Annotated in this window: 11 protein-coding genes and 1 pseudogene; 9 read left to right on the forward strand and 3 right to left on the reverse strand. The window is 42.9% G+C overall.

The window, feature by feature from the left end; all coding sequences use genetic code 11:
- The 7 genes from prfB to F6K53_RS33425 all read left to right on the forward strand — a co-directional run.
- Positions 1–834 (forward strand): peptide chain release factor 2 (gene prfB / locus F6K53_RS33395; protein WP_293083689.1); only part of this gene is annotated, 834 nt, incomplete at its 5' end.
- Between the two features lie 247 nt (positions 835–1,081).
- Positions 1,082–1,297 (forward strand): DUF3285 domain-containing protein, encoded by a 216-nt coding sequence (locus F6K53_RS33400; RefSeq protein WP_293024868.1) that lies wholly within the window; start codon positions 1,082–1,084, stop codon positions 1,295–1,297.
- A 171-nt stretch (positions 1,298–1,468) separates the two neighbouring features.
- The gene (ybeY, locus tag F6K53_RS33405; RefSeq protein WP_293024870.1) at positions 1,469–1,996 is read left to right on the forward strand and encodes an rRNA maturation RNase YbeY; all 528 of its coding nucleotides are present in this window, start codon (positions 1,469–1,471) and stop codon (positions 1,994–1,996) included.
- Between the two features lie 158 nt (positions 1,997–2,154).
- Positions 2,155–2,610, forward strand: coding sequence for a diacylglycerol kinase family protein (locus F6K53_RS33410; protein WP_293024889.1), 456 nt, complete (start codon positions 2,155–2,157; stop codon positions 2,608–2,610).
- A gap of 35 nt (positions 2,611–2,645) precedes the next feature.
- Positions 2,646–3,815, forward strand: coding sequence for an FAD-binding oxidoreductase (locus tag F6K53_RS33415; RefSeq protein ID WP_293071321.1), 1,170 nt, complete (start codon positions 2,646–2,648; stop codon positions 3,813–3,815).
- 527 nt (positions 3,816–4,342) lie between these two features.
- The gene (locus F6K53_RS33420; protein WP_293071320.1) at positions 4,343–6,640 is read left to right on the forward strand and encodes a glycosyltransferase; all 2,298 of its coding nucleotides are present in this window, start codon (positions 4,343–4,345) and stop codon (positions 6,638–6,640) included.
- A gap of 166 nt (positions 6,641–6,806) precedes the next feature.
- On the forward strand, positions 6,807–7,613 hold the full coding sequence (locus tag F6K53_RS33425) for a sulfite exporter TauE/SafE family protein (RefSeq protein WP_293064274.1): 807 nt from the start codon (positions 6,807–6,809) through the stop codon (positions 7,611–7,613).
- 185 nt (positions 7,614–7,798) lie between these two features.
- On the opposite strand, the gene F6K53_RS33430 is transcribed toward F6K53_RS33425, so the two are convergent.
- From F6K53_RS33430 to F6K53_RS33440, 3 genes are all read right to left on the reverse strand, one after another.
- A complete protein-coding gene (locus tag F6K53_RS33430; protein WP_293024880.1) occupies positions 7,799–8,677 on the reverse strand; it encodes a hypothetical protein in 879 nt (292 codons plus the stop codon).
- A 1,269-nt stretch (positions 8,678–9,946) separates the two neighbouring features.
- A complete protein-coding gene (locus F6K53_RS33435; protein WP_293071318.1) occupies positions 9,947–10,819 on the reverse strand; it encodes a hypothetical protein in 873 nt (290 codons plus the stop codon).
- Positions 10,820–11,062: 243 nt separating this feature from the next.
- A complete protein-coding gene (locus F6K53_RS33440) occupies positions 11,063–11,758 on the reverse strand; it encodes a hypothetical protein (protein WP_293024887.1) in 696 nt (231 codons plus the stop codon).
- Positions 11,759–12,647: 889 nt separating this feature from the next.
- Here F6K53_RS33440 and F6K53_RS33445 point away from each other — a divergent pair.
- Together F6K53_RS33445 and F6K53_RS33450 are read left to right on the forward strand one after the other, a co-directional pair.
- Positions 12,648–12,878, forward strand: a complete 231-nt coding sequence (locus tag F6K53_RS33445) for a hypothetical protein (RefSeq protein WP_293083692.1) — start codon at positions 12,648–12,650, stop codon at positions 12,876–12,878.
- 347 nt (positions 12,879–13,225) lie between these two features.
- Positions 13,226–13,501, forward strand: a pseudogene (locus F6K53_RS33450) (deoxyribodipyrimidine photo-lyase); the annotation flags it as partial.
- Between the last annotated feature and the right edge of the window lie 188 nt (positions 13,502–13,689).

Genomic DNA, 13,689 nt, shown 5'->3' on the forward strand with positions numbered 1-13,689 from the left:
GCACTGCTTGCAGAAGCTCAAACCAACTTGACTCAGCTGAATAAAGAACTGGATCGCTGGGAGTTGGAACAGCTGTTATCTGGTACCTACGACGCTAAAGGTGCTGTCCTCACCATCAATGCGGGGGCTGGTGGAACTGATGCCCAAGATTGGGCTGACCTATTACTTCGCATGTACACCCGTTGGGCAGAGAACCATGGTTATAAAGTCCACCTAGCAGAACTTTCCCCAGGAGATGAAGCTGGAATTAAGTCTGCCACTCTGGAAATTGACGGACTCCGCGCCTATGGTTACCTGAAAGCCGAGAAAGGTACTCATCGACTGGTTAGGATTTCCCCGTTTAATGCTAACGGTAAGCGACAGACTAGTTTTGCTGGAGTAGAAGTGATGCCTGCGGTGGATAATACCGTTGAGCTGGAAATCCCCGAGAAGGATTTAGAAATTACCACCTCCCGTGCTGGTGGTAAGGGAGGGCAAAACGTCAATAAGGTAGAAACTGCAGTGCGGATTGTCCATATTCCTACCGGCCTGGCTGTGCGCTGTACTCAGGAGCGTTCTCAATTGCAAAACAAAGAAAAAGCCTTAGTACTGCTGAAAGCTAAGTTGCTGGTGATTGCTGAGGAGCAACGAGCTCAAGAAATTGCCGAAATTCGAGGGGACATGGTGGAAGCGGCTTGGGGAAACCAAATTCGAAATTATGTGTTTCATCCTTACCAGATGGTGAAAGACCTGCGCACTAGTGTGGAAACTACAGCAGTTAATGATGTCCTTGATGGTAATATTGACTTATTCATTGAAGCCTATCTCCGTCAAGAAAATCAGTTAACTAACTAATAAGTAATGATTGGTAATTAGTGATTTCAAAGTTGCTTGATTATTACTCATCAATATCAATAGTAAGTGGTCAAGTTTCAAGTAAGCAGGACTCAGGCAAAATTCGGCAACAAACGCGCCTTTCTGTAGGGTGTGTTAATAAGGAACCCTACACATAGATTTTCTGGGTAAGTCCTGGTAAAAATTGTTAAGTCTGTTGTTACATTAAAATCAGCAAAGAAATTCTGACGTAGACTACCTGTGTTCCATGAGCAACCCACCTTCACCGACCCAACAGCCAGAACAATGTCTGGATACAACTACAGCCCCAGCCGATAGCGGTTCAAGTGAACCTAAGCCTAGTTACACCAAGTTAGCCATGCGCAATATGGTGCGTAAGGGAGGTAAATCTCTGAGACACTTTTTCCTAACCGTTTCTGGTTTATTGGCCTTACTGGTGGGTCTTGCCTACCTAACCCGTTAGGTAAAGAGTTTTTAAGTACATTAAACTTAGTTTTGACAGCTATATCGAATCATAGAGCAAGAGTAAGGGAGTCCTAGTGCCAGGTTTAAGGAAGCCATGACCTAGCCCATTCGCTAGGTCATGGGATTAGGTCACTCTACTGGTAGCCAAGCCTTTTGGAGTTTTTGAGGTGTGAATTTTGAATTGAGTGTACAGGATTGTTTCTTTAATCGCTCCCATTCCACTGAAACCATTACTAACCAATTCAGCAGCCCAATTTCCCTCCACACTTGGGAAAGCTGGTTTCACCAATGGCTAGGAAGTCTCGAAACAGATTTACCGGAGGCGAAGAGCTACGAATTGAGTCTTCGCCTTACCGACAATAGTGAAATTCAAGCACTTAATTCCCAGTACCGAAAAAAAAATCAGCCTACAGATGTACTTGCTTTTGCAGCTTTAGAGGTAAACTCACCTAAGTTATCACCCCAAAAGCAACTATCGGTGCCTCTATACTTGGGTGATATCGTGATTTCGGTAGATACTGCTGTTCAACAGGCTAAACAGCATAAGCATTCTCTATCCACGGAACTAGCCTGGCTGGCAACCCATGGTTTACTTCACCTTCTAGGATGGGATCATCCGGATGAGGAAAGTCTAGTGAGAATGCTGGATCAGCAGGAGACTCTACTTCAGAGCGTAGGTCTTTCTAATGATTCCTAGAAGTCTGCTGTGCTTTTCAGTATATCCCTAAAGGTTAATCCTTCTACCCCATATGGGAAAGATTAAGGTATACCCAAAACCTATACCTGCACCAATAAATGGTGTTACCAAAGGCCGAATCTTATTAAACTCAGTTTTTCGTGTCTAATACCTTGCCGATGACTCAAGAGCTATCTATACCAGTACCCCAATACTCTGACTCCAAAGTCAAACCTCACCGAGATTTGGCTTGGCGAATTGCTCCCACATTAATGATTAGTTTCAAATATGCCTGGGCTGGGGTTCGCTATGCCTTTGTCACCCAACGTAACTTCCGCATCCATACAGCCATTGGCATTCTAGCGATTACCTTGGGCATTTTTTTACAAATACCCCTCGTAGAACTGGCTGTGATTGGACTAACCACTGGGCTAGTCATGGCTATGGAGATGTTAAATACAGCTATTGAATCGGTCGTAGATCTAACAGTTAAACAATCATACCATGAACTGGCTAAAATTGCTAAAGATTGTGCGGCTGGTGCAGTGCTGATCTCAGCGATAACTGCTATTTTTGTAGCCGGTTCCCTGCTACTGCCACCCCTAATCATTAGAATTGAGTCAGTTTTGGGCTAAACACCCGATTAGACTTAGGATGTGCGACTATTACGATGAAAGTATATGACTGGATTGTCGTTGGTGGTGGCATTACTGGAGCAGCACTCGGGTACGAATTGTCTCGCCAGGGTTTGAGTGTTCTGATTTTGGAGCAACATCCTACCCTAGAGGGAGCAACTCGCTATAGCTATGGTAGTCTTGGCTATTGGTCAGGAACATCAAGGTTAACTCGAGTGCTATGTCAGGAAGCTAGAGCAATTTATCAAACTTTATCTGAGGAATTAGAAACAGATACCCAGTTCCGGGAATTAGACTTATTGCTGACCATTGACCTCAACGATGACTATGAGCAATTGGCAGTAGATTATGCCCGTTGTGCTACTCCCCCAAGTTGGTTGAGTGTGGAGGACGCTTGTGCCCTCGAACCATTACTCAATCGAAATGCGATCGCAGGAGCTTTTACTGTCCGTCACGGGCATATCCATCCGGGAAAGACTACCCAAGGTTACCTAAAAGCTTTCAGCCGTTGTGGGGGAGAAATCCAAATTGATCGTGTGGTGGAACTGGTAAGGAGTTCAGATACTATCAAGGCAGTCAAAACAGTAGCAGCAACCTACCACACGGCTAACACGGTTGTCTGTGCTGGTGGACTCAGTCGCACCTTACTGAAAGCTTCCGGAATTCCTGTATACTTGTATTTCACTCATGAGGAGATGATTGAAACTCCCAGAGTTGACATCCAGCTGCAGACAATGGTTATTCCAGCAAATACGAAACGGTTTCAACTGGAACAGCAAGCCAGTAATAAGTCAGTTGAACACTTGTGGGATAAGCCTGGTCATGAGGTAATACGACCCATTCTTGATGCAGGTGCAGTGCAGTTTTTAGATGGCAGTTTACGGATGGGTCAGCTGAGCCGTGTGCTGACAGACCCCTACGCGACTATAGCGCCAGAGAAAGGAGAATCGGAAATTCGTACTCAAGTGGGCAAAATTCTACCAGCTCTTGAGAAATTACCAGGAACCTGGCATCATTGTTTAGTAGCATTCAGCAACACTGGTCTGCCAGTGGTTGGTTCCGTCAGTGGTGTGGAAGGAGTTTATATATTTTCTGGTTTTACTAACCCCCTGGTATGTGTGCCACCCCTAGCCAAGCGCTTTGCTAATTGGGTGGTTGGACAAGAGGAGGATGAAATAATAGCCGAGATGTCCCCCGCCAATTAACAAAGTATTGTGTTAAGTTAAGCTAGGTTAAACCTTTTTAAGAGTCTGTTGGTAATCGACCCATAGTATCAGTCAAAGTGCAAGTACAGTGGCTCCATCATCGCTCAAGCGCTTTGGTAGGGGCGACTCTGTCAAAGTTATGGAACATAGGTAGGGTCCAAGGTTGGATTAGACTGTACTAAGTTGGGTTAATGGTCACAGGCAGATACACATTTAACCTGCATAATAATTTAAGCAACGGATTTTGTGTTGACACCAGAGTAATCTTCACTGTCAAGGGTTAACGGTCAACAGTGAACAATCAGCAAGTTAAATGTTAATTAAGATAAAGAACGGTGGAAGCGACGGTGTACCCCTTAGCTGGTGAGGGAAGCTAAGGAATTAGCTCGTCCTAACCAGCGAGTTATTAGCCTAGACTAGTTATGAACCTACAGGTGATGGCAATCCCCTCCCCTCAACCCAATTGGCTGTAATAGGGGTCTTCTGCCAAGAACTAATGACAATACTGGAATTACAGTTAAGGGATTATGACAAAAACTCGCTCTAAGTGGCAGCTTGTGGTGGTAGGGATTTTGCTACTGCTGACTCTTCAGTATGTACTGTGGCGATCGCTGTTTACCCTCAATCTGGATACCGTGGTCAATGGCGTCTTTAGCTTGGGGTTATTACTAGCGGAAATACTGAGGCTAGCTGGTAGCACCATTCAGCTGTTTTTCTTGTCCCAGATAAAAGATAGAAGTCAGGAAGCTGATTGGGGTGAATTATCGGTTATTAGTGGTCGTTTTACCCCTTCTGTTGATATCCTGATTCCTACGTATAATGAACATCTCTCTATTCTACGGCGAACAATTATTGGTTGTCAAGCTTTAGACTATACAAGAAAAACGATCTATCTTCTGGATGATACTAGACGTCCTGAGATGAAAAGACTTGCAGCTGAGCTAGGCTGCGAGTATATTACGCGACCAAATAATCTTAATGCCAAAGCAGGTAATTTAAACAATGCCCTTCCTCAAACCTCTGGGGATTTAATTGCTGTATTTGATGCTGATTTTATTCCTACTAGGAACTTCCTCAAGCGGACTGTGGGTTTCTTTAAGGATAAGGAAGTCGCTCTAGTTCAGACTCCCCAAAGCTACTATAATCCGGATCCGGTTGCCTATAATTTAGGTTTAGAAAACATTCTGACGGCAGAAGAAGAATTATTTTATCGACACATTCAACCAATTCGGGATAGCGCAAATAGTATTGTGTGTTGTGGCACGTCTTTTGTGGTCAGGCGCAGCGCACTCTTAAGTATTGGTGGCTTTTTTACCGATTCCATCGCTGAAGATTACTATACTGGCGTTTGTTTATCGGCTCTTGGCTATAAGTTAATTTATCTTGATGAAAAATTAAGTGCTGGCTTGGCAGCAGAGAATATAGCAAGTCATGTATCTCAGCGGCTAAGATGGGCACAAGGTACCTTACAGGGACTTTTCCTAGAAGCAAATCCATTAAGAATTCCTGGACTTACTAATCTCCAAAGACTGGTTCATTTAGATGGGTTACTTTATTGGTTTACTAGCTGGTCACGAATTTATTTTCTAATTGTTCCCATAGCATATGCATTTTTCGGGATTATTCCCTTTAAAGCAACAGCTACTGAAGTCTTGTGTTTTTTAGTTCCTTTATATTTGCTACAGTTTGCTGTATTCTCGTGGATAAACTGCCGCTCTCGCTCCGCTTTCATGTCAGATATTTATTCAGTAGTGTCATGTTTCCCCATTGGATTAACGGTGTTGCAGACAATGCTGAATCCTTTTTCGAGAGGATTTAAAGTAACCCCGAAAGGAATATCTCGGGAGAGTTTTAATTACAACTGGCAGTTAGCATCGCCGCTGATTATTGTATTCGTTGCTACAGCAATTAGTTTTGGGTTTAATCTGACCGAATTATTGATACCAGCCAGCAGTTTGCCATCCCAAGAAACAGCCCAACTTACCCAAGGCATCAGCTTAGCTTGGATTTGGAGTGGCTACAATCTCCTGGTGCTGAGTATCGCCTTACTAATCCTTCTGGATTCTCCTAATCCCAATACTGACGAATGGTTTGACTTACGTAAAGTGGTGCGAATAAATATAGGAGGTCAAACCTATTGGGGCATCACTAAGTGGATTTCCCAAGTAGGTGCTCAAATCAAGCTGACTGAGAAGCTATCTATCTCCCTTAAAGACAATATCAAAGTAAGTCTGAAAATAATGGGGGAGAACTTGCGACTACAAGGAAAGATTACTCACACAGACCTCACGAGTGAAAGCCCCACTTTCCAAATAGGATTTAATCAGCAGATGAGTTTACCCCAGACACGGTGTTTAATTGAAATGCTGTTTTGTGGTGTGGGTCAGTGGAAACGTTGTGATACCCCTGGAGAATTCAGCTTGCTGTGGCTTTTATTAAAAAGTTTGCTCCAGCCCAGATTTGTGTTTAACCGTAATCCAAACCTCAGCACAATTAGCTCCGCTGAGGTACCAAGCTCTACCCTTACCAAACTCAATGATGGGATTGCTGTGGTAGCACCAGCACCAAAGGCGATGGCAACTGTTGCTGATTTCCAAGAAGACAATAGCTCCCAACCTCTGCTCACACCTATTTCATTAGTGGCTCAGCCTAGGGTAAAAGCTCCTAGTGTTCCTCAAAGAGTCGGTGAAGAAGTGGCGATCAAGGTCGCAATACCAATGAATCCAGAACTAAACTCCCAGGTGGAGGCGAGCGCTCATTGGGAAGCCGAAGGTGAAACTGTTGTGATTAAAGTAGCGATACCCAATGAACTCATCGAGAACTAAATTGCCAGCTAAATGGGATTGACCTTGGCCTTTAGGCCATGCTAAGCGAATGGTCACGCGGGGCGCGATGCTCGGTACGAGCCGCTACGCGATCGCTAATTAAAAAACGACTCAAGAGCAGCTATGCTAGCAAAAAAGTTCATTGAGCCAAAGGCGATCTAAAGGGATGACTCCTACCCATTTATTAATTTTTGCTGGTTCCGGTTTATTAGCAGGTATTCTTGCCGGATTTCTCGGCATTGGTGGCGGTGTAGTGCTCGTCCCCTTGTTAGTGGCATTAGGATATCAACCAGTTCAAGCAGCGGCTACCAGTAGTCTGTCGATTGTGATTACGGCTAGCTCTGGTACATTGCAAAACTGGCGGATGGGCTACTTTGATCTAAAAAGTGTAATTGGCATCGGATTTCCGGCTCTAATCACAGCACAAATTGGTGCCTATCTAGCCGACCTCTTCCCTCCTTACTTGTTACTGGTAGCCTTTGGGATACTGCTACTGGTGACGATATATCTGATCCAACTACGCAAACAGCTTAAGTCTAGAGCGCAACAGGAATCTCAAAGAGCACCAAACAACAGACGTTCTTCAAACTCTCCCATCAAAGCTACTGTAGCCAGGATCGCGACAGGTGGTTTAGCTGGCTTATTAGCTGGTCTATTTGGTATTGGTGGGGGAACAATTATGGTTCCACTCCAAATGTTGCTCCTAGGAGAACCAATTAAAACTGCCATTCAGACAAGTCTAGGGGTAATCGTCATTACAGCAGTTTCAGCCTCTGCAGGACATGCCTTACAAGGAAATGTCTTATGGATTGAGGGACTGCTGCTGGGTATAGGAGGCTTTTTGGGAGCGCAAATTAGTACTCGCTTTCTGCCAAAGTTACCAGACCAACTGGTGAGCAATGGATTTCGCACGCTGTTATTTTCCCTATCAATTTATATGTTTTGGCAGGCATGGCAGAGTTACGGTGGTTGAGATTGTGTATCTACTTGATGAGACTTCGCCGCAGTAGTTGGGAATAGGGAACTTCGGATATCGGAACAGAACTATAAATACATATCAAGTAGGGACGTATGGCGTGCGCCCCTACAGGTTGAGTCACTCCCTAAGTCCTGTTATAGTTTCTTAATAATCAATAACGTTTGTGTCGTAACTCAGCTTTAGGTGAAACCGCCAGCCCAGATATATCGCCCCGGCTGGACTCGTTTCCAACCTTTAGATTCACATCCTTTAGTTAAGGTGTTACTAATGGATTTACGAGCTACATTTTTCTTCTTAGGATCCAAACCATTAGGATAAAGCACGTCCAAAACATCTGCAGCACTCATGATCTGTGGATAGTGTTCTCTTAACACAGAAGCCACTAGCTCATATAAGGTCATATACTTTAATTGGTCTAACTTAGGTAGCGGAGAAGGCCGACGAGCTTTGTTCTTGGCAGGTTTTCTCTGAGGTTTATTGGTAGAAACTAAATCGGGCAAATCTTGAAGAGAAAAGGTGTAGCAACCTGGAGAGTCAGGGACAGAGTGCCATAACCCCTGGCTCTCTCCTTTCAACAAGATGGATTTGACCAGAGAAGTTTTCGAGGCAATATCGTCTTTGCCCAACTCTCCAAACAGCTCCCTGATCAGGTAATCAACGTGGAGGATCGTACCCCTGTGAGTTTCCAGAAGTCGGTCAATGGCTTCTGTAATCCTCTGCTCCTGGTAATCGAGTTGTTGTTTGAGTGCTAATGTTGACTCATCTAATTCAGTTTCAGTGGAGAAGTCTGCGGGCAATTCAGGTAGTGGCGTGGTGAGGTAGTATTTCTCCTGCTGGTTGTGGTTGCGATTTCCAGGAGGCAGGAACTTGTTGGAGTTATTTTCTGGTAAAGCTAATGCATTGGTATTCAGCAAAGCTTTAGCATGGCTAAGCTGTTCTCTTGCAACTGTGGCAGCTTGTTCATGATACTCTACCATTTGTCGGTAGTAATCAACCAAATCTTCTAACATCTTGTGACTTTGCGATGGTAGCGATGGCTGTGATGGAACATAAGACATCTACTTTCTTCCCCCAGATTCGTTAGCGTGTTGATAGCGAAGACACTTTCTGGCTACTCCTTTGCAGCGATTTCCATACTTGGGACAACAGGTAGCATAAGTCTCCCTCTCTGCAGGCGTATTGCAGTAGTGGCAAATGAACTTGTAAACCCGTGTATGGATAGTACGCCTGTGGGCTCTTACTTTGTATTCTCGAACAAAAACTTGTTTACTGGGCATGATTGTTTATATACTTTACTCCTTAAACATTAGCAATGGGTTCCTGATAAGTGAAAGGAAGCGAATTAACACTGCTTGTGTGTTCTTTTTTGAACTCTCCCTCGCGTCAAGCACGGGGGATTCTACGCAGAAGGCGATGGCGGATGAAACTGGAAGCCTCAACCATAATCTTCGATTTGGTTGTAGGTACTTCACATAACTGCCATAGCAACGGGAGGAGGAGTAATACCTTTGACTCCAATTTGATCTAACATCCTCACACAATAACTGCCAGCTGTACAATAGGGAACTCCGGCCAGATTCCTCTGGAAAAACAGCAGCTGATTGTATCGATTCTGATTGACTCTCTGACCCAATGCTCACAACACTCCATCGCGGCTACTCACATCTGTCGATACCAAGTCATTTTCCCTAAGTAGAAGGTAATGGTCGATAAGCTAAATCCCAATCGGTGTCTAGTGATCTCCTATTCCATATCCAGTCTAGGTTTGACCTTAACCAGGGTGCCATTCTCCCGCTTGTTAATTGAATTGTGTGATCAACAATTGCCTGTTTGGTCTCCATCGCCTTTTCTTTCACCTCTTCTGGCACCTTCTCGCCAAATTTCCCTTAATTATTCCCTAAATTCTTTCAATATAGAATGTCTGGTTGCTCAAATCCCAGAGTATAGACTTTTTTTCCCTCCCTTTTGGTAATGGGTCATGAGTAATGGTCCTAGGATTACCGATTACCCCGAGCCAATGACCCGACAATCGAATGTGGCATCCCTTTTCAAGAAAGGGTATCAGAACCTGTGCCCAACCTCTGGCTGCCCCTTGCCTGTTCCCTCAGAGCACACAACCTCCTTCGCTTTCGCGTCCTACCGCGCACCGGAGCCGCGCTTCGCGTCTATGGGTCGCAAGCGGTTTATCAAAAAATGGCTAAGCTGTTAGGCATTAAAAATGCCTAACAGCTTACGATACTAGGATTCATATCCACGCTTAATGCTGATAGATTAATGCTTATTTTAAAGACTTTATTTTCGTCAATAACTCGTTTTTTATTATAGTTTTATTTTGCCGTTTTATCCATGTAATTCATCCTTCCTTTTCCTTGGTTTTTAAATAAACGCTCTAAATGGGTTTTAATTACTTGGTTAATTCCGTCGATATTTTTGGTAGTTTTTTTTTCTTCTTTTTTGGGATATTGAAGTTTATTTTTGTCGAGTTTGATTACCAATTCTAAAGCTTCTTTGTGTTGATTAATTTCTTCTACAACTATTTTTCGTTCCTGTTCAGCCTCTGTTCTTGCTGCTTGAGTCTCTTCTCTTAACTTAAGTTGTTCGGTATCCTTATACAAGGGGGTAGGGTTAATCCCATATACCATTAGGATTTGAAGATTTTTTCTGGCGGTCATGAATTTTTTGCTAGCGGCTACTATGCCTCTACTTAGACAAAAAGAAGCTGTGGAAAAAATTATGGCTACAACAAAAGCAATAACCGGTATTAACTGATCTACTGCTCCGGATTCGTTGCTGACTAATACGGCTTGGAAATTCAAAAATATATCTCCTAAGAGCACCAGCCAAATTATAGATAATCCATTAGTTAATGGTAAAGGTATCTTAATTTTTTTGCTAATAATTCCAGACCCATCTACTATGGAGGTTATGGGTAAAGCACCTGTTACCAATAAACTGAGTAAATTCTTAGTCTCAATTCCAAATATTTTATCACCCTTTGACAGAGCAAGTCTTTCCCCAAACGAGTAATCTAATAGAGCAAACTGTCCAAAACTAGAAATGATTAAAAGTGCTAAAAATATCAAAATTATTAAGACTTGAAGTCTTTTTTCTCTGCGATACCAATCTTCAAGCTTTTCTCGATATTCCGGCTTTTCAATATAGTTTTCAGACTTGGTAGTTGCTGGTTCAAATTCAGTCATATCTCATCACATCAGTTGATTAAGTAGAGTAGTGTCTAGGTCTGGTTAGTTTACTCTTTTCCGGTGAAGCATTTGGAGCCTAGCGCTACGCGCAAGTCAGAAGTTAGAAGTCAGAAGTCAAAAGTAAGCTAGGACTAGGTTTCGGAGTTTAGAAATGTTAAACATCTGAATGCGTAGTGCTATAGCTTTGGTTTTACCTATAATTTGTCGTCCAAATCCCCAAACTCATACTAGTCCTAAACGTTATAATTTTTTTAAATCCTCCGGTATTTCGCAATAGGTATACTCTGAACTAGGAGTATATTTTTTGAGGTATTCTCCATCCAGTATTGACTCAAAATAATTATTAAGATGTATTCCGCCAATATCATCTATCTGGTTTAATTCTTTTTGAATTTCATGTTTAACAGTTTTTCCATCACGAAATGCATTACTGGCTTGAATGCTTCTCCTATCCTTTTGTCTTAATATTTCTTTTAAATTGGGATAATTTTTGAGTTTTAAATAATAAATTCCTTCAAATAAGTCCCAGGTGTAAACTTGAAGGTCAACATTGGGTTGAGCATCTTTGATTTCAAAGGGCAAAGAAACTATAAAAATAACACTTTTAATTTTAGGGTCACGAATTTGGAGATTTCTCTCCAGACTTAAATTTAAAACTTGTTGCTCATCTTCCCTAGACCATTTCCAAGCTAAGCAACTAGCTTTTTTATAAACCCATCCGTCGTTATGGTTATCAATACGTCTGATATAAAAACTTTTAGCTTGATGAGAAAATGTTAATAATGTTACAATCTTGGGAGTATATCTATGATTCAGTAAACTCTTGGTATCTGGAATTTCTTGTCTTGAGTTTACAGGAATTCTCAAGACAAGCTTTTGAGGTGAGCATTCTTGATTGCCAAAAATCTCGTTATAGATAGGCTCATTAGACTGCACACTTATACTTCGAGCTTCTTCAGTTTGAATGTGACAGGGACTAATTTGAGTGGTACAGGAGTGTAGCCCGATACTATTGAAGATAAGAGTGACAAGAATTCCTAGATAGCGGTGCGACCCCGGCGAGGTTCCTTCGCCATGGGAACGCGCACCAAGACATCGGAAGAGTTTATTCATGCAAAACTGTATCATGAAATGACTTGAAAGATGCTGTACGCTAGCACTTTCCAGTTGAGCGTTCATGCCTACAGGATTACCTAAGGAATCTTTTGCCGACCTGGGACGATCTATGATGGAAAGGATATGCGATCGCGTTAGATGCATCTCACTAATGATCTTCTAAGGTCACCGCAGACTTCCGGATTGTTGGCAAAATTAGCATGTTTGTCGTTTTTCCAACTCCTCTAGTAGCCCTTAAAGCTCCTTAATTTCTACTTGCGCTTCTGCCTTCCGATTCCGGGCTGATTAAATCAGTCGGTCAATAATTCCCCGAGCATTTGGTCTGGGCAACTAGATGAGAGTCGTCTTGACTTCTAGCAAACTGCTCTACTAACTCGCTGCGACTGCTCTTCCACCTGTTGGCCAATTTGTCTAGTTTCTTAATGCTGCTCAGCGTTAACATGTTTGTTGACTCGGATTTTATATTCTCCTTGTGTTGTCTGTGTGTTTCTCATCTCTTGGGCTGATCGCCTACACACTCAAGTTATATAAGACGCTTAATTAAGTTATATAAGACGCTGATTTAAGTAATCACGCTTTATAACTTAATTAACATAATTACACACATCTATTCAGATTAAGTCTATAAGTAGCCCATCACTCTGTTCGATGAAGATGGGACTACAAAACTTTCCCTAGAATACAACAAGCAATTAATAGGAGTGCATCAATGAGCTATAAAGACGAACTATTTCCTTGGCGCATCATTCGCCATCTGCCTAAATGCCAGCGAATCGTTGTCGCTCGCTTTCGCCGCCGCAATCAAGCAGAAGCCCATCTACAAGCACTGCGCTGCTTAATACCAGAGGCTCGATTCACCCTCATGTTCGACATCACACTAGACGACATTGTCCCAGCGATCGCTATGACACAGCACCCATCTCAAGCAAATCATGAATAAAACCAAATTCTTGGCTCTGATCACTGTTTTATTTCGCCGCATCAAAGCGCCTAAGAAGTTTGCCATTACTAAGCGCCAAATTGCCAGACTTAGGAGCATTGCTGAATAATGGATTGTCAAAATCTAGTTTTGGTTTTATGTTCTGTTTTTCGATGGCCTTTAGGCCACGCGACGCGAACGCCGAGACACAGTAAAGAAATTGATCAGCAAGGGTTACGCTGGTAGAGTGAAAAAGCGCACTAAAGCGCGAACACCTAGAGCAGTTGCGGCATGCCATCCAATCGGACTACAAAAATCTGCAACTACAAAAAGCACCACAAATCACATGACATCAGGGCTACGCCTTAATGTCATTTTGGCGCTTTCGTGGATCTTGGCAAAATCAAACAAAACCGACCTCAGCCACTGTGAATCAAAAACTTATCGTGATCTGGTATCGCAACGATTTACGGATCCATGACCATGAGCCACTCTATCAAGCTGTCCAGGAAAAAGCTCAAATTATCCCCCTGTACTGCTTTGATGAGCGACAATTTGGTACTACCTCCTTTGGTTTCCCAAAAACCGGTGCATTTCGCGCTCAGTTTTTGCTCGAAAGTGTAGCGGACTTGCGGAATTCTTTGCGATCGCTTAACCCTGCCGATCTCGGGAAATCCCTTGGTAGTAATCTTGGTAGTAATCTTGCTAGGTTCTGTTGACAAATAAAGCTAAAGATGAGACAGTGAGGGAGTTTGCAGTTAATCAAGCTCAGAAACTACCGATGAAGTCTCGTGCTAAACTAGATGATTTTTCTTGGCAGCAAATCTAATGC

Origin of the sequence: Moorena sp. SIO4A1 (assembly GCF_010672065.1) — a bacterium.
Lineage (GTDB): Bacteria > Cyanobacteriota > Cyanobacteriia > Cyanobacteriales > Coleofasciculaceae > Moorena.